This window comes from Butyricimonas synergistica DSM 23225 (assembly GCF_000379665.1).
Lineage (GTDB): Bacteria > Bacteroidota > Bacteroidia > Bacteroidales > Marinifilaceae > Butyricimonas > Butyricimonas synergistica.
Genome location: NZ_KB903373.1, coordinates 86580 through 112911, shown reverse-complemented (window position 1 = coordinate 112911; position 26332 = coordinate 86580). Strand labels below are relative to the sequence as shown.

Here is a 26332-nt window from a genome sequence, read left to right as displayed (position 1 = left end):
ATCATTCTTTTAGCATGATTCCCGCTCCAAAACGTCCCGTATCCCCGTGATCCCCGCGGTAAGAAAAGAATCGGTCATGATGGCATACCGTACAGACTCCGGCAACCTCAATCCGGGCAGGTAGTACACCCGCTTGTTCCAATTGCCGCTTGTTCGCCTCCCACAGATTAAAGTAATACTTGCCGGGATTCTCGGAGTTCGTGACGAGCCCTCGTATATCTCCCAATCCCTCACGGGCAGCCTCGATGACTTCCTCGCCCACCTCGAAACAACAAGGTCCGATGGATGGACCAATACCCACGACAACATTCTCGGGTTGACAGTGAAATTCCTCCTCTATGCGTTGCACCGCCCGTGCCGCAATCCGCCCAACAGTTCCCCGCCACCCGGCATGAACCGCAGCAATCACCCGCTCCTCGGGATCATAAAGCAATACCGGAACACAATCCGCAGCCAGGACCATCAAACAAATTCCCGAGTCCCGGGTAATCAGTCCATCCGTGGCGGGCAGGCGGCTCTCTTTTTCTTTTCCACCCTTTCCCCGCTTTGTCGTGTCGACCACCTCAATATGTGTCGTGTGCTTCTGTTCTCCAAAGGTGAAAGCATCAAGGTTACACCCGACAGCATTAGCCAACAGCTCCCGGTTAACCAGTACATTTTCCATGCTGTCTTCATCCATGAATCCCAGATTCAACGAAAAGCGCCCCCCTGTACTCACCCCTCCTTCCCTACCGGAAACGAAGTGATTCAATTCCGGGAAACGACTCAATCCCGCGAAACGGTAAAACGGTACATACTCTCTCTCGACCCTAATCATAACTGTTCGTTTTTTCGAGGGGACAAAGATACAACATTCTCATAAAGGTTATACTCCCAATCCATAAACTTTAATTGTCAACAGATAGACTCATGTGACAAATAAATTTAAAAACCGAACCAACCCGACCAACTCCACGTACCAAAAGAAAAATAATCCATTCCCCGACGCCGGAAGGTACGTACTGACAAGCGTAAACCCCGGCGTCATTCTATTTTTAACACACGCCTCTCGCACCAATCAAAGGTTATAAACGTTTTAATACCCCTTCTCGAAAAAAAGTCACTGAATTTCTTTGTGGTTTATAATGAATCGACTATCTTTGCTGCCCGTTAAAGTAGGAACAATTTTAAAAATTATATACGAGATGAAAAAGGGCATACATCCTGAAAATTACAGATTAGTAGCATTTAAAGATATGTCTAATGGAATGACTACTATCACCAAGTCTACCGCAGCAACAAAGGAGACTATCGAAATCGACGGAGTTGAGTATCCATTAATCAAGATGGAAATTTCTAACTCTTCTCACCCGTTCTATACCGGCAAGATCAAATTGATCGACACCGCAGGACGTGTTGACAAGTTCATGAACCGTTACAAAACGCACATGGAAAACAGAAAGAAATAATTTTTCTGATATAATACAAAAACCGTCCAGGAATAAAATCTTGGACGGTTTTTTATATGCCTTTTAGTACCCCGTGGTAATTATCGTGATTTCACAACAATATCAATACATTGCGCATCCGCAAAAAACTTCCGGGCAAAAGCCAACACGTCTTTCGCCTTGATTTTATCAATCACGTTCTCGAAAAACTCGGGAGCATCCAAACGTCTCCCCGTTCGTTGATAAAACTGAATATTTTCCGTCCAGAAAGGAATACTTCCGAAATCCGGAACGGCATCCCGTTCCTTTTTCAACAACAAGATAAAATCCTCTACATCCTCATCAGAAATTCCCTCTCTCAAAAACTCCTCGATCAACTCGTGCACAATGGCTCGCATACGGGGACCTTTCTCCAGCGAACTCTCAAATTGCACATTAAACAGCTGCGACGGATCGGGATAATCACTCACATCCGTCCGCACGTGCACCCCGTAGGAACCGCCCTCCGTTTCCCGGATACGTTGCTGGAAAAGAAACTCGAAATGCTTCTGAAGGATCATCATGCAAAGTTTATCAACCGGTTTAACTTTCAAGGTATTCGAGAAAGCCATGTCTACCATGTATTTCTGCCCGGGAATATCCACGGCAATATCTTTTGCCACGTCCCCTTTCTTGTAATACTCGTATTTTACCGGTTGCTCCTTCTTCCCCCCGGCTGAAGCAAGAGAAGCGATATATTCGGCAACAAGCTCCCGTGCTGTTTCCCGCTCTAAATCCCCCACGATATAATAAGTGAAATCCGAGGCATTCTGGTAACGCTCCTTGAAAATACGCACCATTTTCTCGTAATCCATCGCCTCGTAATAAGAAGCTCCTTTCACCCACAAACGGGGAGATTCCACCATACGCAATTCCCTCAACACGTCGTTGATCGTGTCATCTGTTGTCTTGCGGGAATGGACTGACATCAACTTATTGACGTGAACGTACTTATCAAAAGCAGCCTTATCAAAACGAGGCTTCTCTATCACCAGATGCAGGAATTGAAAAGCAAATTCTGCATCTTTTGCCGTGCTCGTGCAATTCATACTCTCGGATGTTTCCTCCAAGAATATATCCAGATTAATGGAATGCACTTGCGTGAGGGCATTCAACTCTTTCGTCCCATACTTGTATAAACCGCTCTTCAAGAACAAAGCCACCATGGCATCCGCCGACGGCAAATCCTCCGCGGGAATCAAAGAACGCCCACCTCGGCTACCAAGTAAAATGTTAAACATACCCCTGTTATGGTCCGTGTACTTGTAATAAACTTTCGCCCCGTTACTCAATGTCCACTCTTCCGCATCAATCGCTTTTAGCACCTTCTCTTTTACAATCTTACCCGTCTGAATATCAAAATCTATCAACTTTCCAGTCGCCAACGACTCCTCTTGCCCTTCTTCCTTCTCAAACGTCAAATCGCACGCATTCTTGATCACCGTAGAAATTTGCTCTTCCGTGGGAAACGGGTAATCCGGACGATTCCCCTGCATGATAAAAATCCAATTCCGGTCATCATCAAACCAACGATCGATCCATTTCCGGAACTCTTCCGCGGTCAGACCGGCAAGCAAGGTCTTCGTCGTATCTATATTTTGTGCGAACTCGCTGATCGGATAGCCAAGCAAGAAGTTGTTCTGATACATTTTCAAATACATGTTATTTGGGAATTTATCTTGTTGCAACTTAAATTGTTCCAAGCGTTTAAGATAACCGGCAGCCAAAGCACGCAATTTTTCATCCGTGATCACCACACGATGCACACGCACCATTTGTTCCATCACTTGTTCCAAGGCTTCGATCTCCATTCCGGGCAAAGAAGATACCACAATATTTAATCCCTCGTAATTACGAACAATCTCGAATATACCGATACTCGCATCAAGGAATGCCATCTCATTGCTCTCCATGCACTCCGCCAAATGGTCACGCATAATCTTATTATACAACTCCCGTAACAAATCCTCCCGCAACATCTCCCGCAATGAATTTACCGGATTCTTTCGGAAACGTTTCATAAGCACCATCCCATTCTTCGGCACATCCTTGTCTATCAATTTGTAATATTGAGGTTCCGGGTTATCCGGAATATCATACACGAGACGAGGTTTCGGGTTCTCCCGCTGGGGAATAGGAACAAATAAACGTCTCACCTCGGCTTCCACCTCTTCCACGTTTATATCCCCAAGAATAATTACCGCCTGTTGATCCGGGCGATAGAAATCCTTGTAATAACTCCTTACTTGCTCGGCTGTGAAATTCCGCAATACGTTCTCGGAGCCAATCACGTCATGCGTGGCATACTTGCTTCCATTATAAATAAAATAATTCGCCTTAGTTTGCAACCGGTTGGACAAATCCATTCCCGAACGGCGTTCTTCCAGTATCACCTGTCTCTCGATTTCCATCTCCTCGGGATATAACTTGAGAAAACCGGACCAATCCCTCAAAACCAAGATACAAGAATCGACCAGCAATTTCAAGGAAGAAGGTACGTTATTTATATTATACACCGTTTCGTCATGACCGGTATACGCGTTAAAATTACTTATCCCGTGCCGCTTCAAAAAAGCCGGGACCCCGTCAGGGAAATTCTCCGTGGCATGGAACGCCATGTGTTCAAGTACATGGGCCAACCCGTTTTGTTCATCCTCCTCCATCAAAGCTCCCACGTTTTGCACGAGGTAAAAATCAGCATGCCCAGGCATACTTCCGGTGCGGCGAATGTAATATGTCAACCCGTTTTCCAATCGACCGCCCCGAAAATTTACGTTATCCTCTTGTGCGAATATCGAGGGAACAAAAAATAAAGCAAGGAATATAAATGACAACAATTTTCTCATAATTCTCTCAACTTCTCTTGTATCATATTCTGCAAATGTTTCATCAATTCCACATTTTCAATTCCGGAACTAACAACAAAAGCCTGATTCAAACTCTGTTTCGCTTTTTCCAAATTACCCGTGGCGCAAAAACAATCCCCCAGCATATACAACAAACGAGTGCGCAACTGCGCTTCCATCTCATGTTGCAAAGCCTTATCCAACCAAACGATGACTTTGGCATGTGTCCCTTCCGGCAAATTCCCGCGATACACGGTATACAAATCCTCTATCGGTTGCGTGTAATCGTTTACCACCAAAGCCTTCTCCGCCCCGGAAAAATAGCGATCCATCTTCTCAAAAAACATGTTTATATCTTTACGGTAAAGACTATAATACCCGTCCGCCAGCAAGGATATCGCTTCATAAGCGGGAAGCGTACCAAACGAAATATCACCGTACACCGGTTGCAAGTCACCTTTCACTCTCTCCAGATGTTTCTTGTAATCCTGTTTCCCGTTTTTACAGAAAGAAACAATGTAATTATTGTAAAGTCCCAGAATGAAATCCTGAATTTTCTCCTTCCCTACTTTCTCGGCATACCCCAAATAATTCTTCACCAAGAAATCAAAAATTTCGTCATTATCCTTGATTTCCGTATGATACATGCTGATGATATAAAAATCCTCCGCGTTAATCATGTTTTCCAATTTCTTGTTCTTCACGTACTCGGGGAAAAGCGCCTCAATACGCACCATCCATTTATCCCGGTTGTAACCCGTTTGAGTAGTGATAAACTCGGGTGCCCGAAACAATAATTCCTGTTGCAACTCCGTGTTTTTCTTTTCCTTCTTGGATTTTTCATACAACTTCTCGAACGTCAGCATATCACCCGTCACCATCTTCGCTTCGCGGAGCAACGCATTCGGAGTTTTCGCACCCAACACCAAACGTAACACCTCGCCTTTCACATTCACGAACAACATCGTGGGAAAAGCCTCCACCCCATATTTTTTCACGAGTTCCGCCTGCTCGGGAGCTTCCGCATTCAACTTGCAACTCACGAAATGCTTGTTAAAATAATCGCCCACTTCCGGCACGGTAAACACTTTTTGTGCCATCACCTTACAAGGTCCGCACCATTCCGTGTAGAAATCGATAAACACATCCTTCTTTTCAGCCTTCGCCTGTTTCAACGCCTCTTCAAAAGTCCCTTGGAAAAAGACAATTTGAGCAGACAAATTTCCAAGCACTCCCATAAACAGGAGTGCTAATACATATTTCATCATTCTCATCATTATTCTATTTTTTTGAATTTAATCTTTTACAATAAACGTGAACACATCAGGCAACACCACAGAATGTCCTTCATTCTCCACCCGCAAGGAAATAAAATATTTACCCGCCGGAGAATCCATCTTCATATCCACGTAAATACGCCCTCCACCGACTACTTGCACATGAGAAGCAAAATCCTCGGCAGCCTTCTCACCTTGGTCACTACGCACGCTTTCCAAGTAATAACGCATAGGTTCCGTTCCCAAGATCTGACCGATCGTCGAGGTCGTCCACGGGGTATTCTTCTCCACTTGATTTTGTAATTGCCCAATCTGCTCTTCTATCGTAAACGGGTCATCCTCTCCCATCTCTGCACAGATTTCTATGATTTGATCCGTCAAAGCATAAACCTCATCTTCCAAATCATATTTCTGGGGCAAAAACTCTTCCTCCCAAAGCAACGCCAACTCCTCCGCCTCCGCGTACAATTCGGCTATCTTATCTTCATCTGGATTTAACGCTCCGGATTCAATATCAATTTTCTCCATGAGCGCATCTATCTGAGCCTGCATTTCTTCCCCCTTGGCATCCAACTCTTTCAATTTAGCATTCGATGTTTCCAATTCGCCCATCAACCCGGACAACTCCTCGTGGGCATGCAAAGCTTCCAATGTTGTTTGCAATCCCTCGATCTCTTGGGTCAAATTTGAAAAACGCACAATCTCCAAAGTATTTATCGCGTACCCGGCATGGGCACTATCCAAATACCCGACAGTCACATCGTCACAGGCATGCAAAAAACTACATCCCCATAACAAGAGTATATACAATAATTTCTTCATCACTTTCTATTTAATATATATCCGACACGTTAAAATCATATCCCAGCGCTTGCACGACACCATTGTTCGTCTGAATATCCGAAGAGAATATCAATGCCCGCGATAAATTCGTATCCTCCAACTTGAAATTCAATCGCACGATACCCACGTCACTGGTATTCATATCCATGTAAGGCTCTTGCGTCGTCCACAATCTCACGGTAGAACCATCCAACAAGGGATACTCCTTACCGCCCGTCACCTCTCCCGTTTCGCTATCCCAACTTCCGCGAGGCACATCTACCACCATGATCCGCTCCGTGATAATCAACTTACTTAAAATAGCGTAACATTCATCCCAATACAGACTGTTCACCTGCTTATATCCCATATCCAACAAATAAGTACGGATCGAATAGTTCGTCAACCCCAAGAAGGTAATTTGCTCGTGTTCACCTTTTCCCTCGAACAACTCTCTCAATCCCGCACGCTCAATCATCACGATCGTGGAATCCCAATCCCTCGATTGCGTGTGCAGATATTCCCATAAAGAACAATCATGCACCCCGTTCGAAATGCCCCCGTCCTCGTAATTCCACTTGGTACAAGAAGCCAATCCTACCATCGCGACACAAATCGCCGCTTTCAATATATTATTCATTATTCTTGCCATTGCCAATAAATATTTTGAGTCATTAACGTATTCTTGTTAAAAGCATTGGAATGCACTTTCGTGTAAAGAGCGCCATTCTTCACATCCTCGTCGGTAAGCGTCTGGAAACCTCCCAACAAGAACTCCCGGAAATACCCGTTCCGAACAATATCGAAATAATACTGTCCCTCTCCGAACAACTCCCGACGTCTTTCCAAGAAAATCTCTTTACGCAAATCCTCCTTGCTCGTGCTGCCCGCATATTCACTCAATCCGGCACGTTCCCGCACGCGGTTCAAATCGCTGACAGCCTCGTCCGTCATATCCAACCGCGCACGACACTCGGCACGCAACAAAATCAAATCCGCCAATCTCCAGAACACCCAGTCGCAATCAGCCAAAATAACAGGCATACCCGCAATATCCTCTTTCATTTGTCTGATCATATCACGCCACTTCGCGATATGGGCAAAAGGGGTCACCTCTTCTCCATTAGAAGTAGAATAAGTTAATGTTCCCAACTCGTACCAGAATTCCTGTCTTCTCAAATCATTTTCCTCCGGGTAAATCCTTTCCACCGTACTCACCCTGATTCGGGTATAGGTATTATTACTATTATTCACCATACTGGCAATTTCACTTCTATCTTGCGTGAGATAAGGATAAGAGATTAAAAAATGCCCCGGGGCTTCTTTACTAAACGACTGGAAATTCCGGTCATAATCCAATGCGTTATTCGAAATAGCGTAAATAATCTCATCACTTTTCCGATTTTTCCCAAGCACATTCTCGATCAAACCGGTCATACTCTCCAACTCGTAAACTCCGGCTTTCCCGTCCAACACCTCTGAAGCATATTTTTCCGCATCTACCCAATACTGCCGTTCACCCGTCAAACCGCCCATCCAAGCGCAAATATTAGCCAACAACGTATTCACGGTTCCTAAACTGGCACACTGTTTCGTGGTGATTGCTGCTCCCGAAGTACCAACTAACTTATCATGCGTGGGTAAATTCAACGCCGACTGGGCTTCCCGAAGCGCCTCCTGCAACACCTCCAACGCGGGACTCTTCCCTATAGGCTCGATAGATTCCGAATTCTTCGTGATAGGAGCATCCCCCCAGATCTGTGCCACCCGGAAATAAGCCAACGCCTTGGCAAAGTGCATCTGCCCTAACCAAAAAGCCGCCCGCTCCTCCGACACATTCTCGAAACGATGCGCATTCTCGATCATCACGTTCGCCAAATAAATCACGTCATAATAGGTTGTCCAGCTCTGCGTGTTCGACGTACCCGTGTACTTGCTCACATCCAACTTACGATACCCGTCCACATCAGCCTGCACATCATCCGCATCGATGGAAGAATAAAAATAAGGTTGTTTACCGAAACAAATATATTTCATTTTACTTTGCACCACATTGTACAAAGCCTCCAACTCACTCTCGCTCTTGAAATAATTCACGAATGTCACCGAATCCTCCGGCTCCACCTCCAACCAATCGTCACAAGCGAACAAGGGAATAAATAAAAAAAGTATCAATATCTTTTTCATGCTCTACATTTTAAAAATTAACAGTCAATCCGATCGTAAATTTCCGCGGCAAAGGATAAGAACGTAAATTATCCGTCCCGGAAGTAATGTCTATCAACTCGGGATCAATACCTGAATAATTCGACAACAGGAACAAATTCTCCGCCGTCACGAATGCCCGGATACCACTCAATCCCACCTTTTTACAAATTGATTCTCCTAAATTATATCCCAAAGTCAATTGTTTCAAGCGCACGAAATGCACCGTTTCAATATCCTCGTCATATATCCCCACGTACTGGTTATACAAATACTCGTATTTCTGAGCTTTAGGATAAGAGGCTTTCGCACCATTTCCTGTCCATGTCGCATTCAAATCTTTAAGAGCCACGAACAACGGACTACTCTCCTCCCTCGGGGACAAACTAAAATCATCATAAACAGCCACCGCATGACGACCTATCGAGTAATTGAACAGAATATTCAAATCGAAATTCTTCCAACGGATTTCATTAATGAAACCACCATGTCCTTTCGGAAGCGGACTCGCTGCATAATATCTGTCGTTTTCATTTATTTTCCCATCTCCGTTCAAATCCTCGATCCGGCGGGCACCCGGGAAAAACACGGCATGCGTGTTCACGCCCGACCACAAAGGTTGCTTCTCTCCTTGAGCGTTATAAATAAAAGGCACTTCATCCATACTATCATAGAACCCGGAAGTCTTGTACGCAAGAATCTGGTTCAACGGCTTACCGATCACTTGGCTACCATAATCATACCCGTCCGAACTCTTCTCGAAACGGTTCCAGTTCCTCGAAAAATTAAACTTCATTCTCCACTTCACCGCGGTTTCTCGCAAAATATCCGCTTCCAACTCGATTTCTAACCCCTGATTGGAGATAGCCATAGCGTTCTGCCACTGGAATGTATGATAATAAACATCTCCCGGCAAATCCCACTTGCTCAAATGTCCCGTCGTGTATCTGTAATAATAATCGATATTCATCTTCAATCGGTAATCCAAGAAACTCAGATCCAATCCCACGTCATACTGGTCGGTCTCCTCCCAACTCAATCTCCGGTTAATCACACCGCCATTCTTATCCGGAGCCATCCCCGAGTTACCCAAGAACATCCCGCTGGCAGAGAACAAACCTTGTGCCAAATAACGTTGCCCGAACTTCTGACCGGAAGTTCCCCAACTGGCACGGATCTTACCGAAACTCAACCAGTAAAAACGTTTCATGAAAGGCTCATCCGTGAAAATCCACCCCACGGCAACCGAAGGGAATGTCGCCCAACGCACATTTTCCCCGAAAACAGAAGAACCATCCCGACGAACCGTCGCTTCAAGCATATATTTATCCCTGAAATTATACGTCAAACGCCCAAAATAACTACACATCCGCTCTTCCGAAAACCCCGACGAGTATTTAAACGCAGAAGCATAAGAGTCCAAACCGTCCCCCGGGGCCACTTGATTAAGACCATTCGATCCGCCCCAACCGTCACCGACATACTGGATCTTATCATTCGGGCCATTGGTTCCACCGCCACCATTCGAGTAACTCTGGTCTTTCTGGAAAGACAACCCCAACATGACGTCAAAATTATGCTTCTCCAAATAATTGAAACTATAAGACAATAAATTCTCGTTCAATATTGACAAATCACGGGCGATAGTCCCTTCCGAGGTAGAGAAACGATAAGCCGCATTCGTGTTCGGATCCAACGTGCTCGGTTTAAACACATTCTGGTTCTGCTGGTTATAATCGACCCCCGCCGACACTTTCAAATGCAAATCACGCATTAACTCGTAATCAAACACCATGTTGTAACGCAACGAATAACTTTGGTTCTTCTCGGAAGTCTGGTTCAAATTCTTCAACATCGCTTCCCCGAAAGCCCCGCTACCGGGCAACAACGTAGGAGTTTCCGAGGGATCCGAGGTAATCTCTTCAAACTTACTTGCTGACGCTCCCGCGTTACTTCCCCGGCTACGGTCGCTATACGCGAGCCCCAACTGGGAATCCAACCGCAAACGCTTTGCAGGCTGCGCGGACAAATTGGACAAAACAGTAAAACGCTTGAATCCCGTGTTCGGCATGATACCCTCCTCGTCATAATACCCGGCACCCACCATGTAACGCGTATTTCCCGCTCCTCCCGAAGCCTGAAGGTTAGCGTTAATCACCTTTGCCGTCTGGTAATTCTTTCTGTACCAATTCGTCGAATTATTAAAGTAGGGATTCAAACTATCTTGCAAGATCAGTGCATTTTGAGGCCCGTTTGCCCCACCCCAGAACCAATCATACATGGGACCGTTATCATAACGATTATTATACACTTCCTCGTAAGACTCGGGCAACTTCCATTCACCGCTCTCCGTCTTATAAGGAGCTACCGTGTTGATCAAAGCATTCAAATGATACATCCGCTCATAACGTCCTCCCACCTGCTTCGGTGCCACGGGCAACCAGGAAGCCGAATAAGAAACATTTGCCGTGAAACGGGCTTTTCCCGCCTGTCCCTTCTTCGTGGTAATCAAAATCACACCGTTACCGGCACGCGAACCGTAAATAGCCGCCGATGCCGCATCCTTCAACACCTCAACCGACTCGATCATCGAGGGATCCAAATTCGACAACGTGTTGGCTCCCGTCACCGGTGAGGTGAACGACTGCATCGGGATTCCATCCACCACGTACAACGGCGTACCGTACGACCGCTCTTGCCCCTCACCTTCCGTGAACAAAGAATTGTAACCACGAATGGCAACCACCGTACCGCCGCCACCGGGAGAACCGGAAATGTTGTTAATCTCGACTCCCGCCATGTGTCCTTGAAGCAAATTCTCCAAGCTATGCGTCGGCATCTCTTGCAAATCCTCCCCTTTCACCGAAGAGATAGCGCTAATGACATTCCTCTTTCTCTGTGAACCATAAGCGATCACTTGCACCTCGTCCAAACCGGAAATATCCTCCTGCATTTTCACAGCCACCGGCTTTCCATCCGTGTAAGCCACTCTCTGCGACTTGAACCCGACAAAAGAAAATACCAAATACCCTTTTTCCTTGGGCAAAGGCAAGACAAAACGTCCGGCAGTATCCGTCACCGTTCCTATCCGAGTGCTATCCAACAAGACAGTTACACCCGGCAAAGGCTGATTCTCGTGGTCGACAACCTTTCCTTTGATAAGGTACGTCTTCTTCTCATCATCCTTCTTCACCTGTTCCCGAAAAAGGATAATGGTCTTGTCCAAAATCCGATACCCGAATCCCGTACCTTTTAAACAAGCTTCCAAGACTTCTTCTATCGTGGCATCCTTCAGATTCAAGGAAATATTCCCGATCTTCTCCACAGCGGCATCATCAAAGAAAAAGCTATACTCCGATTGAGCTCGAATATCGTTCATCACGCTCCTCAAAGAAGCCTCGGAACACGTCAGGTTCAATCTAACCGTTTGCGAATAAGTATGGGCTGACACCTGCATCACACCTATAAAGGTTAAGATAAAAAATAACTTCATAACTTTCCATTCTTTTCGCCATCTACCATGATGATGGCAATTTTCAATTGTTTTTTTCATACATTTGTACTGTTTTAAAATAAAAACTTAATAACAATTCCTAGACCTTTGGTGTTGGCGCACCGGAGGTCTAATTTTATCGTAATCGAATAGACACAGTCCGCTCGTTCACGTCAAATTCCACCCGTTCATTATTCTCGATAATCTTAAGTATCGCCCTGAAATCCTCACTCTTGTTCAAATCCCCCGTGAAACGAATATCCTTTGCACCCGGGTGAACGTAGAACACTTGCAAATCATACCAACGAGCCAAAACATGGAATAAATCTTCCAACCGGGTATCTAAAAAAACAAAACGTCCATCCTTCCACGCGGAATACAAATATGTATCCACGGTATGCTTTGACAAACGCCCCGACTCTTTATCCAGGGTTCCCTGCTCCCCGGGTTCCAAACGAATTTCCTGCTTTGAATCTCTGGAAACCATAATCACAGCACCACTCTCGAGCGTTGTCGAAACTCCGCTCTCGTCGGGGTAAGACCTGAAATTAAACGAGGTCCCCATCACCCTTACGTCCGTCAGCCCGGACCTAACGATAAAAGGTTTACTCTCATCCTTCTTCACGTCAAAATAAGCCTCACCCTCCACGTACACGATCCTCTCGTTCCCAACAAATTCTACCGGATAACGAATCTCCGTTTCCGCGTTCAACCAAACTGTCGACCCATCAGACAAAGTAACAAAATACTCTCCCCCTCTCGGAATCCGAAGTGTATTAAACAACAATTTTTTCTCCTTCTTTCCACTTGTGCCACCATTATTCGTGTAGGATATATTATTTCCTTCCACGGTCACACGCGTATCCCCCTGCCTTTTTAAAACACCGGAATTACTATCGGACAACACCACCCGTTCGCCCCCCGCCAATGTCAAAATAGCATTCTTCGACACGGGGACACTCGCTTGCACCACCGGACGCTCGCCCGTTTCGTATCCCACCCCGACATACACCCCTAACGCAACCCCAAGTACCAACACAAACACAGCCGCGTACCGTGAAAATCGTTGCATTCTCCGACGCCTTTGCAACCTTGCCCGAGAAGCCATAAACATTTTACAATCTGCCTGCCAATCCACTTGCAAATATTCCGCACTCTTTTTCTTCAACACCCCTAATGCACTAAAACCCTCATACTTTTTGCGATTAATATCCGAAGCAGTCAGCCAATCATCTAGTTCTTGCTGTTCCTCAACGCTTAACGTTCCCTCCAAAGAACGGGCAATTATATTTGCCAACCGAAATATATCCTTTTCTTTTTCCATGTCAGTTCTATCATTACACAAACTATGACCCCCATTGTTAAAAAAAGGGGGTATCAAAACCAACATTTTTTATAAAAATAATCAGATATACAATAAAAAGATCAATCCCACGGACGGTACAACATATTTCAAACGTTCATAAAGCATCTTCTTGCCGGCTTTCTTGTAAGATTTCACTGTTTCCAGTTGAAGCGAAAGGATATCGGCTATTTCCTGGTTACTTTTATTCTCTAACACCAACAAAAACACTTTACGATATTGCTCCGGAAGATCAAAAATCGCTTTCATCAAATGATGATACACCTCTTCCTCCAGAATTTTATCTAAATAATACTCTTCCCCCTCCAACTTCACGTCCTCGGCATACTTTTTCTTCACTTCCTCGTGTCGCAAGTATTTTAAACAACGATTTTTAGTAGCCTGGTACAAATAAGCCTTCAAATTATCTATCGAAACAAACTTCTCCTTCGCCTCGATCAAAGCCGTGAAAACTTCCTGTACGATATCCTTGCTCGCGTCCAAATCAATCACGTAACCTTTCGCGAACAATACAAGCGGAGTGTAATACTGTTCGAACATCAACTTGATAGCGACATCATCATAACGCTGCAAAGCATTTATGTACAAATTCTCTCCCTCCACGATCATCTGCATATTATTTTGAGGAGGTAAAAATACTCTCTATTTGCAAATCTCCAAAATTTTCCCGGGTAAATTCCACCTATTGACGCAAATTACCGACAATCACACGCCGTCTACCCCAGGTCTGGGGTTAAGCTATCACTTCCCGCCCCCATGAACATAACATGAACGAAACATGAACGCAAACGAGCGTTGATGCTCCGTTCATGTTTCGCCAATGCTTTGTTTATACGGTAGAGTATCGAGGAAACAAAGAGCGGGAATTCATCTCTCCGGGTCGGCAAAGACGTGCTCGATAATCCGGCGATCCACGTCATCGAATACCTTATTCCGGCGCTTCATCACAGCCTCGGCTGTCGCGATAAACTGTGGCATCTTATGTTCAGTAAAACCGCAAGCCCCACCCCACGCGAAGGAGGGTATGAAATTACGAGGAAATTCAGCCCCGAAAACATTGGCACCCACACCTATCACGGTTCCGGTATTAATCATCGTGGAAATACCCAATTTGGCATGGTCGCCCAATATCAAACCACAGAACTGAAGCCCGGTCTTCCGGAAATGCCTCGTGTCATAATCCCACAGCTTCACTTCCACGTAAGTGTTCTTCAGGTTCGAGTTGTTTGTCCCGGCTCCGATATTGCACCATTCTCCCAACACGGAATTTCCCAGGAAACCGTCATGCGCTTTGTTGGAATAAGCGATCATCACCACGTTGTTCACTTCACCCCCGCACTTGCAGTATGGACCAAGAGTCGTGGCACCGTACACCTTCGCTCCCATGGTCAACACGGAATGCTCGCACATCGCCAAAGGACCTCTCACGAGGACCCCTTCCATGATTTCAGCATCCTTCCCGATATACACCGGACCGCCTTCCGTGTTTATCACCGCCGCACGCACAACCGCACCTTCCTCCACAAAGACGGGATATTTCCCGTACACCCGCACGTGACTATCCAGCGGTGCGCTCTTTCGTCCTTCGGTTAGCAACTTGAAGTCAACTTCCAACTCCTGCCCGTTTAACGAAAACACGTGATAAGGATAGACCACACGAACGAAATCGCCCGTGAATTCTTTCCGTACTAAATTTGGTAATACCGCAGGATCAAAGGCTGCCACACCCTGCTTATCGACTCGCGAAGCGATCACACAATCGCCCTGTAATAACATTTCCCCCGGCTGTAGACCTTCGATCTCCCCCAACAACTGTTGGTTCGGACACACGGACGCGTTGATCAGCAAATTATCATCTTCCACAGACAACGGGTATTTTTCTTGAAGATAGTCTTTGGTCAGGAATGCAACCTTATTCCCTAACCGCTTTTCCCACTTCTCCCGAATAGTGAGAATGCCTACCCTTAACTCAGATACCGGACGGGTCAAAGTAAGGGGTCTTAACGTCCCCCAACTTTTATCGTCGAACAAAATTATTTTCATTTGTGTTTTATATTTGAGTGCAAAAATAGAAAAAATCTTTGGCATAGGAATTGCCCTATTAAGTAAAGATTTATTTTCAGGGCCTTTTTTGTCAAAATGACAGTCCTCGATTCAAGGCTAATCAACGGGCTTCCTGAAAAATAATCATCACACGGGGAAACAACTATAATTAGATAAATAAATTATAATGAGCGACATAGATTTGAAAGATTTTTTACAAGATACGATATCCGGGGAAAATCAGGACTATTTAACTATACTGGGCGACGAGAAAGAGATGTTGAACGACCACAGTAATATTCCTGACACTCTGCCAATTTTACCGCTTCGGAACACGGTATTGTTCCCGGGAGTAATCATTCCGATTAATATCGGCAGGGAAAAATCCCTGAAACTGGTTCGCTTCGCGTACAAGCAAAGCGCCCTGATTGGTGTTATCGCGCAAAAGGACATTCTCACGGAAAACCCGCAACAAGCCGATCTTTACTCGACCGGTACGGTTGCCTCCGTGTTGAGGTTACTGGAAATGCCCGACGGAACAACCACGGCTATCATACAAGGGAAAAAACGTTTCCACTTGGACGACATCTTGTATGACGAACCCTATCACGTGGGTAAAATTATCGTGAAAGAAGAAGAGAAAATCAGTGCCGACGACCAGGAATACAACGCCATAGCCGAAGCACTAAAGGATATGGCTATGAAGATCGTGAAGTTCTCGAGCAATATCCCCAACGAGGCAGGCTTCGCGCTGAAAAATATCGAGAGCATGTTGTTTCTGGTCAACTTCATATCGTCGAATACAGAGATCGATTACAGGGACAAACAAGAATTACTCGAGATCGACAGCCTGAAAGAACGCGCGGGCAAATTGCTGGGCTTGCTAGGCAAACAAGTGAAAGTGTTGGAATTAAAAGAAGATATCCAGAAGAAAGTCAAAGTAGACCTTGACAAACAACAACGGGAATACCTTCTTCACCAACAGATGAAGACCATCCAGAACGAATTGGGAACCAACCCGGTAGATGAGGACTTGCAAGAACTGGAAGAGGCTGCCTCTAAGAAAAAATGGTCACAGAAAGTGGAGGAAATCTTCCAGAAGGAACTTCAAAAACTAAAACGCCAAAACCCGTCGACACCGGACTACTCCGTGCAATTCAACTACGTGAAGGAATTGACGGAACTGCCATGGGAACATTACTCGGAGGACAACTTCGATCTGAAAAAAGCATCCGAGATACTGGATGCCGACCATTACGGGCTGGACAAAGTGAAAGAACGTATCCTTGAATACCTTGCCGTGTTGAAACTGAAAGGAGATATGAAATCCCCGATCCTCTGCCTGTACGGACCACCGGGAGTAGGAAAAACCTCACTCGGTAAATCCGTGGCACGTGCACTGAACCGGGAATTTGTACGTATGTCTTTGGGAGGTTTGCATGACGAGTCCGAGATCCGCGGACATCGCCGTACTTACATCGGAGCCATGCCCGGTCGGATTATCCAGAGCATCAAAAAAGCCGGAACCTCAAACCCGGTATTCATTCTGGACGAAATCGATAAGGTAGGACAGGATTTCAGAGGCGACCCACAGTCCGCGCTACTGGAAGTACTTGACCCGGAACAGAACACGGCTTTCCATGACAACTACCTGGACATCGACTACGATTTGTCAAAAGTCATGTTCATCGCCACGGCAAACGATATTTCCACGATCGCTCCCCCGCTAAGGGATCGTATGGAGATGATCGAGGTGAGCGGTTACCTCATGGAAGAAAAGATAGAGATCGCCAAGCGCCACCTGATCCCGAAGCAATTGGCAAACCACGGGTTGAAAGCAGAACAAATCACGTTCTCGGATGACGTATTAAATTATATCATCGACAAATACACCCGTGAATCCGGTGTTCGCGGACTAGACAAGACACTTGCAAAAATCATGCGCCAAGTGGCGAAGAACGTCGCCCTCGACCCGAACTTCACGATACAACCGACACAGAAAACCGTGGAAGAATACCTCGGCACTCCTATCTTCACGAGAGAAGAGTACCAGGGGAATGAACTCCCGGGTGTCGTTACAGGCTTGGCATGGACAGCCGTCGGCGGGGAAATCCTATACGTGGAATCGAGCACCAGCAAAGGAAAAGGGATACTGACCATGACCGGAAGCCTCGGTGACGTCATGAAAGAATCCGCCACGCTGGCACTGGAATACATCAAATCGCACGCCGAAGAACTGGGCATTAGCCCCACGGCAATAGAGGAACACAATATTCACATTCACGTTCCCGCGGGAGCCGTCCCCAAAGACGGACCGTCAGCAGGTATCACGATGGTTACCTCGTTAGCCTCATCGCTAACCGGGCGGAAAGTGAAAAAAGCCCTCGCCATGACCGGAGAAATCACTCTCCGCGGTAAAGTCCTCCCCGTGGGCGGCATCCGAGAAAAGATTCTTGCCGCCAAACGAGCCGGAATCAAAGAGATCATTCTCTGCCGCGAGAATAAAAAAGACATCGACGAAATCAAGAAAGAATACGTCAAAGGCATAAAATTCCACTTCGTCGACCACATTCGGGAAGTGTTGGAAATAGCCTTGATCTAAAATTGCCCCGACAGTTCTTCCTAAAGAATCTCGTGTGAATTACCAAACACACGAGATTTTTTGTATTTTTGTTAGTGCAAACACATATTCAATGAAAAATTTAATAGAATTATCGCATACCGAACTGATGCTATCATTCGTCGCTTCTTGTATCGAAGGAGTTGCCCGCAGACTTGGAATTCCTTACCAAGAAGTATTTGCCCGTATGAAACACGTGAATATGATTGAAAATTATATTCTCCCCTACTATGATACACTCCGCACAGAAAGCCGGGAGCACGTGACTGATAATATGGTAGAATGTTTAACGACATGGGAGGGTAAAAATGAAAGAACCGAACCTGCAGAATGACCCGGCAAAGTCACCGGAAATTCAAGAAATGATATTAAGTAGCCGCATCGGTATCATATCCGCCGAACTATCAAAACGTTTGGAAATCACCCCAGTCAGGGCATTACAATTATTCTACGAGAGCAAAACCTGCGCCGACCTGCATGACAAAGATACCGGGCTTTACCTGTACGGGAATCTCTATATCGCGGATGAATTCATACGAGAATACGGGGAGAAAACACTACATTCTTAATGACTTGTCCTTTCGTTTCCACGGCTTCTCGTGATATTCCGGCTTCGTCCCCCTCGTTACCGGGTCGTACCGTTCAAGTTTTTGGTTATCAAGAACCCAATAATTCCTCTCTTCATCAACATACTGTCCATCATAAAAACAATATCTATTCTCCTTCAACGTGCTTTTATCATTATAGCGCCGTGCGCTCCGGCAACTCACGTTATCATTGATATTCTCCAATGCTACAATTCTCGGGAAATTCTCCCCGTTCGTGTAATTTATCAAGGCATCCATACAATCCCAAGGACCGGTAACCACAGCACTCTGATCATTCTTGTCAATCCGAAGCAAAGAACGAATCAATATACCTCCTCCTCGCGAATCTACCCCGTCAGCTTTCACTTCTCCCTCGAAACAAATATCTAAACCACTAGAATGCACTAAAAATGTACCTGTCTTCTCGCTATTTCGAGCATAAACGAAAGGACGCTCACAAGACTCCAAAAGATCTTTATGAACCGGACTGAAGTAATAAAATTCTATCTCGAGGAAACGATATTTCACGCCCCCCTGGTCGATACAAAAACCTCGAAAAAGTTGTTTCGCAATACTCCCGAAAACCTCGTCAGCGTTACTCTCCGTGATGCTATCCACTTCCTTTAATACCTTCTGCAACATTGTCATTTTTCCAGCATTCAATATTCCATTCAACAATCTTTTCCGCCTACTCCCCGCTCGCGAAACAAATATAATGATAATTCTTGTTTTATCCACCACTTCCCCGTCTATCCCGGCTCTTATCTATTGATTAGGTATTGACTAACTATTGACCATGAATTGCATATACAATAGTTAGTCAATACTTGATCAATAGGCAATCAATACTTGAGAGCCGGAACGGACGGGGAAGACTGCGTTAATTCAGCAATAAAAGAGTCGTTATCTTGGAAGAAGATTTGGTGTCTTCATTGATGGTGACGTCACCATTCTCCTCGACTTTGCCGATGACATTCTTACTGTCGGAATAACGGAACCCGGTGAAAGTAAATCCTTCTCGCGAGGGATTGAACACGACATCGTACACTTCATCCACGCCGTGGGCTTTCAAGTCGACCTCGCAGCCTTTCGAGTAATCCGCCAAGCGATAGGACTCGTAACATCCTTCTTTTTCATAAGAGCGGTACCAAATGGATTGGGCTGAACTACCGTCAGGACTATTGACAGGTCGAACGTAAGCGGTTTTGGTCAATGTATTTGTTTTTGGATCGTAATCCCAGATAAAATCTTTTCGCTCTGCCGGATCCCCAATACCCCCCTCGTAAGTTTTCCGCACGGGATTGTAGTCAAGCCTATCTATAAAATTTATTGTTTCGTCTTTCCCGAAATAGGCTTCTTGCAGAACAGCCAACGTCAATTCGTTGTTGCCGATTAGATTTAATTCTACCAAATATTTTTGATATTCACTCCCCCCTACCCCTGACGAATTAGAGAAACTCACCACGGCATAAAACGTTTTCTCTACAGGAAATATTCTAAAATCAAGATACCGATTCTCGTTTCCTTCACCCAATTCCTGGCGGAAAAAGTCGTCCATTTTATAAATACGACTTCCCGGACATTTGATTTTTTTGCTGAAATCATAATCACCAAACAGTAATAATCCGTTTTTACTTACCGCTATATCCACGCCATTATTATTCCCATATTTATATTGTTCACTCGGAAGGTATTGTTCCATGGTGATGTTGTTCGGGTCGGAAACATTGAATTTGTAAAGCTCACCGTCAAATTCCGTGTATATATTCCCGTTGTCGTCAGAATAAGCGGGTTTATCCGAAACCATGTAACCAACATCCCGAAAGTTCAGAGCATAGAGTGCTTCCGTTTCCTTGTTCACGAACAGAAACTTGAAGTACACATCTTTATTAAACCGGAATCCCCCTTGCATCAAAAGATAGCGGGAATCCAAGTCCCTGACACATTCGATATTCATATCCACGGTATCACCGCTTTCGGTGATGAAGCGGATGGGACGAACGGTGCCCTTGTCGTCAATGGTCATGTAGCGTCGAACTTCCTCGGTGGTTGCCCGCCCGGCACTCCCCCCGCTCTGGTAAATGGCAGTTGCTCCTTTCACGGTCGCTTTTTCCAAGTAGCGACCTGTTGAATTATCATCCTTACTGCAAGCATAGAACACAGCAAAAGAAAAGATAAATAAAAATAGTCTATTCATAGAAAAATGATTATTAATATGACGATAAAAAATGAATTTGTATTTATTGTTTATTTTATCAACTTGACCTTATAATTATATCCAATTTCAATCCGTTGCCGTTGACTTGGATTTAATGCCAAAATGTTGTTCATTATATTGACGGGCTTTACGAAATACTCTCAGCAATAAAATACAAGTAACAAATGACAGAGTAATACCAAATAGCGGTACCATCGCCAATACAGATTCATTTTCTATAAAAAGTGAAGAAAAAAACTCCATGACCTCGAACAGACAACTTATAAACATAAATTCACCCAATGTTTTAATTCCTCCTGTCGGCTCTCCTGTAAACTTCGATAGCTGTCTGGCGATATAAAACTCGTAAACAATGATTCCTATTAGCAACATCATTATAACAAATACCGCTCCTACGTTAACATCGTCAAAAAATTCGTCAGTAAAAATAATTGTCCCTATTCCAGATAACAAAAAACACCAAGGCAAGAACTTCAGTAACGGTATTTTTTGCTCGAAATTTTTCATGTATTGTAATAAAAGCAAGAATCCCCAAAACAAGATAAAATCCCATGTTGCATCCAAAGTATCAAAGTATCCATCTCTAATAGATTTTGCATTTAACAATGATCTAACAACACCAATTGTTAGAATTCCAATAAACCATCCCCATAATTTACTGCTTTTAGGAAGTTGTAAAGCTTTCTCCTCTTTTGTCAAAACATTTTCTACTTCAGAAGTTGTATTACCGGATTGTCCCGTTAGGGGTACTTCGCTAGTTAACCATTCCCCACAATGTTTACATTTTTTTGCCGCGATAAGAATCTCTTCTCCACAATACGGACATTGTTTTGTTTCACCCATAATATTATGTTTTACATTAACGTGATCTTAAAATCCAAACCGAAATCTTTTACTTGAAAGAAAGTAAATCTAACCGTGTAAGTTATTCTATCTTCTTTGTTCATGAATACGACATCGAACTCTAAATCACTTACCCGGTCTATGCTTTTGATTTTGCGCAAATCATCCTGGTGGTCTGATTCCAATTGCTTGATGAAGCGGCCGGCGGTTTCATTGACCGCTTGAGAGTATGCCTTAAAGAAGAGAGCAACTGCTTGTTGTCTGATTTTTCCTCGTTCCTCTGCTGTCTTCGCCGCATTGTAAGCCAAGTCCAATTCCGCTAACTTTAGCCCCGATTTCAAATCTGCTTCATCCAAACCGAATTTAATTTTAAGGCATTTCTGGACATCGGCTGATTCGGATTTTATATTGTACTTGTTCGCTAAATAATCTTGCTTGTAAATCTCGTTGAATACTTTGGATCCGTAGTAACTATAATTCATATGGTTACGAGTCAGGGAAAGTACACGGATCAATTTTTTATCTTTAAATACCCCTTCAGGCTCCCCGTACAAGCCCACGATTTTGTATTCCGGGTGGGAATCACTGTATTTGTATGAAACTTCATCGGGATACGTTTCCGTTTTTCTCGGCAATTCTTCGTTTGCCCATTCCCAACCTTGGGTTTGACGTTTCAACTCCAGTGCTTCTTTCTGCTCCGCGGTGAGATTATCCGGATGATTCGGGTTGGGTATCTGGCGGACAAGCGACTTTCGGGGGAGATCGTCTACCTGGGAAGAACTTTTCGCTTTTAAATTGAATAATTTTCTATACGCGGTGACAAAATCCTTGCTCTTGAGCATTTCTTCGTCACGCTCTACCAGAGCTTGTACCTTTTGCCTGTAATAGCCGATGTAGTCCGCCACGTCGGGAGTGATGACCGGATTCTTGTCATAATTCACATGCAGAAGCGCGAGTTCATTTTCTTTAGCCTCGATATTTGCCCGAATTTGTTCTTTACCCTTTTTACCAAAAGTTTTCCGAAGCTGCTCGTTAAGTTGCTCTACTTCTTTCTGAAGCCGATATTCAAGATGTGTATCCCGAGCTTTCAGGTGTGTTTTAAATTTTCCAGAACGACCCACTTCTTTCACGATTGAAAGTTGAACGTCATTTTCGCACGGGGTGATTCCCCCGTTTTTAGCAATCTCCACGATTCGCTCGCACTCGGCAAACAAAGCCCGAAGGGAATCTGTTTCCCGCACGACCTTTTCGGCTATCAGGCTTTGGATTTTCACGGTATCAACGACAAGAATCGTGTCCGTAACAAACCGTGGCTCATTCTCTTGCGAGAACGCGAAAACATCCAGTAACAAACTGAAACACAACGCCAATACCTTTCTCATAGTTGCGTAAAATTATCGCACCACAAGCTCCCCGAGAGGTGACTATTTAATATTAGAAAAGCGTGGGAACTTTCAGTTTATCTGTTTTGAGGTATCGCCAAACACCCGCACAAAAATAAACAGCTACCCCACGCTAAACCATATATAGAGAATGTCTATATGGCAAGCATGAACGTTTGTACTGCCTATCCTATTGTGCTAAAAATTGGCGATTTTCAAAACAAGGATAAAACTAAACGCTTCAATTATTTCACATTTCATTACCCGGGATTAATCCCAAGCAAGGCTACAAATGTAATTAATTTTCACTATACAGCAAACGTTCATCCGGGGTAGCCGTGTGGCAAAAGTAACATTTTATCGCGAACGAGCCTTCCGATACGAACTTTCACGGTACTGTTTATCATGTTTCCAAGCGGGAGGATAAAAAGAGAGCGTGAAATTGCTAACCCTTCCCACATGCAAGGTTCTGGTAAACCCATCATCATGAAAGCGAAAACAATCCACGCCCGGAGGGGTGTGGAACGTGCTTCGGCTTATTATTCATGATGATTAAAATGTACCAGATTTTGCAATGTAGAATAATATCCTGTCCGTTCAACAATATTTTAGTTCAAAATGTCTGTTTCTTGATACTTCTATTTAAGTTCTACTTTTAGTTCACGATACAATATTAGGGAAAATTCGGGATATAGCCAAACAAGAATCAATCTTTCCGGAATCAGACTCTCGTGCACAACGGTTTGCACGAATTTTGAAAATATTTTGAAATTTATTTTGTTTTATCCATACTTCATCGTATATTTGCTTTTGGAATAGCTAAGTGCTGTTTCTGGAATCACGACAAAAAGATGATTCCCTTGTCTTAATCTCGTTATTGTATCAACATAACGGATAATTTAATCTTGATGCGATTCATCCATCAAGAACAAGGTTCTCGAGAAAAGTCATGATAGTCATCATGAGAAGTTCCTCTCAAAAAAAAATATTTTTTAATAAACTTATTAAATTAAAAAAATGTCTAAAATCTTTACAGATTTTTTAGGGATCCTTATTGGATCCACGGGTAACGTAACGTATTATATGCGTTACAGTGATAACATCGCACGTAGGAAAGGGGCAGGCAGAAAGGGTAGCAACTCTCCCGCCGCCATCGAACAACGGATGAAGTTCGGGGTTTTAACAAAACTGGCATCCGTCCTACAAGCGATAATACTCTTGGGCTTCCCCCAGCGCAAGAGAGGGCTCACGGCGGCAAACGAGTTCGTGCGGCTGAACAAGGACATTTGCACGGTGACGGGCGACGCAGTGAGCGTCGACTACGAGCGGTTGCTCTGTGCCAACGGTCAGTTGCACACGCCGGAGGTGACCGTCACTTATTCCGCGGAAAGCCAAAAATTCCTGTTCGAGCAAACGACGACAGAAGAAGAGAGGAACAACAGCGCGGACGACAAAGTGTACGCCGTGCTGCTGGAAAGCAACCAAGGTTTCTGCAGGTTGGCAGAACTACGCCAACGGGGAGAAAGCGGTACCACTTCCGTCACGTTGCCGAAAAGGTGGGAAAAGGAACACGTGATCGTGTACGCTTTCGCCACGAGCGCCGACGGGAAGCTGGCATCCAAATCCATATACTTGACCGTGGAGGAAGGTGCTTAACACTCGCGAAAGAGGAATTCCCCGGGAACGGGGAGTTCCCTTTCCTTTGACAACAAGATAAAAATTAAAGTATCGTGAATATTAAAAAAATTACCATGGAAGTTATTGATTATTTCAAGGGTCTCGTCCGAGGCAGAAGAGGCAACGTGATTTATTTCACGCGCAACGGGAAATTACACGCCAAACGATACGCCATCCCGGGCAAACCGAGGAAATGGGAAGTGGAGGGACGCACGGAAAAACAAAGAGAGGTCACCACCCGCTTCACGGCGGTACAATGGTTCTACAAGGAGTACATGAAACAGATTTCGCCCGTGGCGTGGCGCTCTGCCGCCAAGCCGAGAGGATGGACGGCGCCGAACTTGTTTCACGCGACCAACTCCCGCTGTTTTGACGGGCAAGGCGAGATCGCCGATTTCGAGAATTTCGTGTTTACCCTGGGCATTTTAGCCTTGCCCCGCGATTTACGGGTGACACGGGAAGGGAACCGCTTCCGGGTGACGTGGCACGAAGAAAGGGAATGGAGCACCACGGCACGAACGGACAGGATGCAGGTAGGCATATTGTACGACAACCTGCAACGCTCCCCCCGCCTGGCACCGGAAGTGAAAGGATGCCGGGGAGATTTGCAAGGCGAATTCATTCTTGATGAAACAATCGGGAAATCGGCACACGCGTACATCTTCTTCACGGGAAGCAACGGCACGGATTTCTCCGCGAGCTGGCACGCCCGGGTGGAAGTGGCGTGACTTCATTTGTTTTATCTATATAGATATAAAATATTTCAATCAATATTATTATTTATATCAATAAAAACTATATATCTTTGTACCGGGAAAACAAATTAATAATAACACATAAACACACTAACAATGGAAACAATTATCAATTCACAAATTCCGGAATTTAAAGTTCAAGCTTATCACAATGGCAATTTCAAAACGGTAAGCAGTGATGACGTAAAAGGGAAATGGGCGATTTTCTTCTTCTACCCTGCTGATTTTACCTTTGTATGCCCGACCGAACTGGTAGACGTTGCCGAGAAGTACGAGCAATTCCAGAAAATGGGAGTAGAGGTTTATTCTGTAAGTACAGATTCACATTTCGTGCACAAGGCATGGCACGACGCTTCTGAAAGTATTCGCAAAATCAACTACCCGATGCTTGCCGACCCGACCGGGACATTAAGCCGCGCATTCGGGGTGATGATCGAGGAAGAAGGAATGGCATACCGTGGAACTTTCGTGGTAAACCCGGAAGGAAAGATCAAGATTGCCGAAATCCATGACAACAATATCGGACGTAACGCGGAAGAATTACTCCGCAAGGTGGAAGCAGCCTTGTTCGTGGCAGAGCACCCGAACGAAGTTTGCCCCGCGAAATGGAAAAAAGGAGGCAGCACCCTGAAGCCGAGCATCGACTTGGTCGGTAAAATCTAAAAGTACAAAATTTAAAGTTTAGAATTTGGAGTGATGCCATTCTGAATTCTAAACTTAACATTTTAAACTCTA

Annotated in this window: 21 protein-coding genes; 7 read left to right on the top strand and 14 right to left on the bottom strand. The window is 44.8% G+C overall.

What is annotated here, in order from left to right:
- Position 1 precedes the first annotated feature (1 nt).
- The gene (gene pgeF / locus A3CY_RS0119120) at positions 2–817 is read right to left on the bottom strand and encodes a peptidoglycan editing factor PgeF (protein WP_018339564.1); all 816 of its coding nucleotides are present in this window, start codon (positions 815–817) and stop codon (positions 2–4) included.
- A 367-nt stretch (positions 818–1184) separates the two neighbouring features.
- On the opposite strand from pgeF, the gene A3CY_RS0119115 reads away from it, so the two are divergent.
- A complete protein-coding gene (locus tag A3CY_RS0119115; RefSeq protein ID WP_026207888.1) occupies positions 1185–1448 on the top strand; it encodes a type B 50S ribosomal protein L31 in 264 nt (87 codons plus the stop codon).
- Positions 1449–1528: 80 nt separating this feature from the next.
- Here the strand turns inward: A3CY_RS0119115 and A3CY_RS0119110 are convergent, their stop codons facing one another.
- From A3CY_RS0119110 to A3CY_RS0119070, 9 genes are all read right to left on the bottom strand, one after another.
- Positions 1529–4312: a M16 family metallopeptidase gene (locus A3CY_RS0119110; RefSeq protein ID WP_018339562.1), complete on the bottom strand. Its 2784-nt coding sequence runs from the start codon at positions 4310–4312 to the stop codon at positions 1529–1531.
- Complete coding sequence (locus A3CY_RS0119105) at positions 4309–5580, bottom strand: thioredoxin family protein (protein ID WP_240388193.1); 1272 nt, start codon at positions 5578–5580, stop codon at positions 4309–4311. The genes A3CY_RS0119110 and A3CY_RS0119105 overlap by 4 nt, the downstream gene beginning before the upstream one ends.
- Positions 5581–5607: 27 nt before the next feature.
- Positions 5608–6411, bottom strand: coding sequence for a hypothetical protein (locus A3CY_RS22350; RefSeq protein ID WP_018339560.1), 804 nt, complete (start codon positions 6409–6411; stop codon positions 5608–5610).
- A 10-nt stretch (positions 6412–6421) separates the two neighbouring features.
- Entirely contained in the window at positions 6422–7063 is a 642-nt protein-coding gene (locus A3CY_RS0119095) for a hypothetical protein (protein ID WP_026207886.1), read from the bottom strand.
- On the bottom strand, positions 7051–8598 hold the full coding sequence (locus tag A3CY_RS0119090) for a RagB/SusD family nutrient uptake outer membrane protein (RefSeq protein WP_018339558.1): 1548 nt from the start codon (positions 8596–8598) through the stop codon (positions 7051–7053). Before A3CY_RS0119090 ends, A3CY_RS0119095 begins: the two co-directional genes overlap by 13 nt.
- A 10-nt stretch (positions 8599–8608) precedes the next feature.
- Positions 8609–12169 (bottom strand): TonB-dependent receptor, encoded by a 3561-nt coding sequence (locus A3CY_RS0119085; RefSeq protein ID WP_026207885.1) that lies wholly within the window; start codon positions 12167–12169, stop codon positions 8609–8611.
- A 76-nt stretch (positions 12170–12245) separates the two neighbouring features.
- Complete coding sequence (locus A3CY_RS0119080; protein ID WP_169503709.1) at positions 12246–13433, bottom strand: FecR family protein; 1188 nt, start codon at positions 13431–13433, stop codon at positions 12246–12248.
- An 81-nt stretch (positions 13434–13514) separates the two neighbouring features.
- Entirely contained in the window at positions 13515–14087 is a 573-nt protein-coding gene (locus A3CY_RS0119075) for a sigma-70 family RNA polymerase sigma factor (protein WP_018339555.1), read from the bottom strand.
- Positions 14088–14339: 252 nt separating this feature from the next.
- Positions 14340–15515, bottom strand: a complete 1176-nt coding sequence (locus A3CY_RS0119070; protein ID WP_026207884.1) for a GlmU family protein — start codon at positions 15513–15515, stop codon at positions 14340–14342.
- Between the two features lie 187 nt (positions 15516–15702).
- Here A3CY_RS0119070 and lon point away from each other — a divergent pair, with 187 nt between their 5' ends.
- From lon to A3CY_RS0119055, 3 genes are all read left to right on the top strand, one after another.
- Positions 15703–18117: an endopeptidase La gene (lon, locus tag A3CY_RS0119065; protein WP_018339553.1), complete on the top strand. Its 2415-nt coding sequence runs from the start codon at positions 15703–15705 to the stop codon at positions 18115–18117.
- 91 nt (positions 18118–18208) lie between these two features.
- Positions 18209–18469, top strand: coding sequence for a DUF3791 domain-containing protein (locus A3CY_RS0119060; protein WP_026207883.1), 261 nt, complete (start codon positions 18209–18211; stop codon positions 18467–18469).
- A complete protein-coding gene (locus A3CY_RS0119055) occupies positions 18444–18704 on the top strand; it encodes a hypothetical protein (protein WP_018339551.1) in 261 nt (86 codons plus the stop codon). The genes A3CY_RS0119060 and A3CY_RS0119055 overlap by 26 nt, the downstream gene beginning before the upstream one ends.
- Here the strand turns inward: A3CY_RS0119055 and A3CY_RS21695 are convergent.
- From A3CY_RS21695 to A3CY_RS0119035, 4 genes are all read right to left on the bottom strand, one after another.
- The gene (locus A3CY_RS21695; protein WP_155828495.1) at positions 18693–19370 is read right to left on the bottom strand and encodes a hypothetical protein; all 678 of its coding nucleotides are present in this window, start codon (positions 19368–19370) and stop codon (positions 18693–18695) included. The genes A3CY_RS0119055 and A3CY_RS21695 overlap by 12 nt on opposite strands.
- A 232-nt stretch (positions 19371–19602) precedes the next feature.
- Positions 19603–20919: a hypothetical protein gene (locus A3CY_RS0119045; protein WP_018339549.1), complete on the bottom strand. Its 1317-nt coding sequence runs from the start codon at positions 20917–20919 to the stop codon at positions 19603–19605.
- A gap of 87 nt (positions 20920–21006) precedes the next feature.
- Positions 21007–21783, bottom strand: a complete 777-nt coding sequence (locus A3CY_RS0119040) for a zinc ribbon domain-containing protein (RefSeq protein ID WP_018339548.1) — start codon at positions 21781–21783, stop codon at positions 21007–21009.
- Positions 21784–21794: 11 nt separating this feature from the next.
- Complete coding sequence (locus tag A3CY_RS0119035) at positions 21795–23165, bottom strand: hypothetical protein (RefSeq protein ID WP_026207882.1); 1371 nt, start codon at positions 23163–23165, stop codon at positions 21795–21797.
- Between the two features lie 1083 nt (positions 23166–24248).
- Between A3CY_RS0119035 and A3CY_RS0119025 the strand changes: the two genes are divergently transcribed.
- The 3 genes from A3CY_RS0119025 (at position 24249) to ahpC (ending at position 26260) form a co-directional block, all read left to right on the top strand.
- On the top strand, positions 24249–24821 hold the full coding sequence (locus tag A3CY_RS0119025) for a DUF6266 family protein (protein WP_240388192.1): 573 nt from the start codon (positions 24249–24251) through the stop codon (positions 24819–24821).
- Between the two features lie 95 nt (positions 24822–24916).
- On the top strand, positions 24917–25570 hold the full coding sequence (locus tag A3CY_RS0119020; RefSeq protein WP_018339544.1) for a hypothetical protein: 654 nt from the start codon (positions 24917–24919) through the stop codon (positions 25568–25570).
- 123 nt (positions 25571–25693) lie between these two features.
- Complete coding sequence (gene ahpC, locus A3CY_RS0119015) at positions 25694–26260, top strand: alkyl hydroperoxide reductase subunit C (RefSeq protein ID WP_018339543.1); 567 nt, start codon at positions 25694–25696, stop codon at positions 26258–26260.
- The last annotated feature ends 72 nt before the right edge of the window (positions 26261–26332 follow it).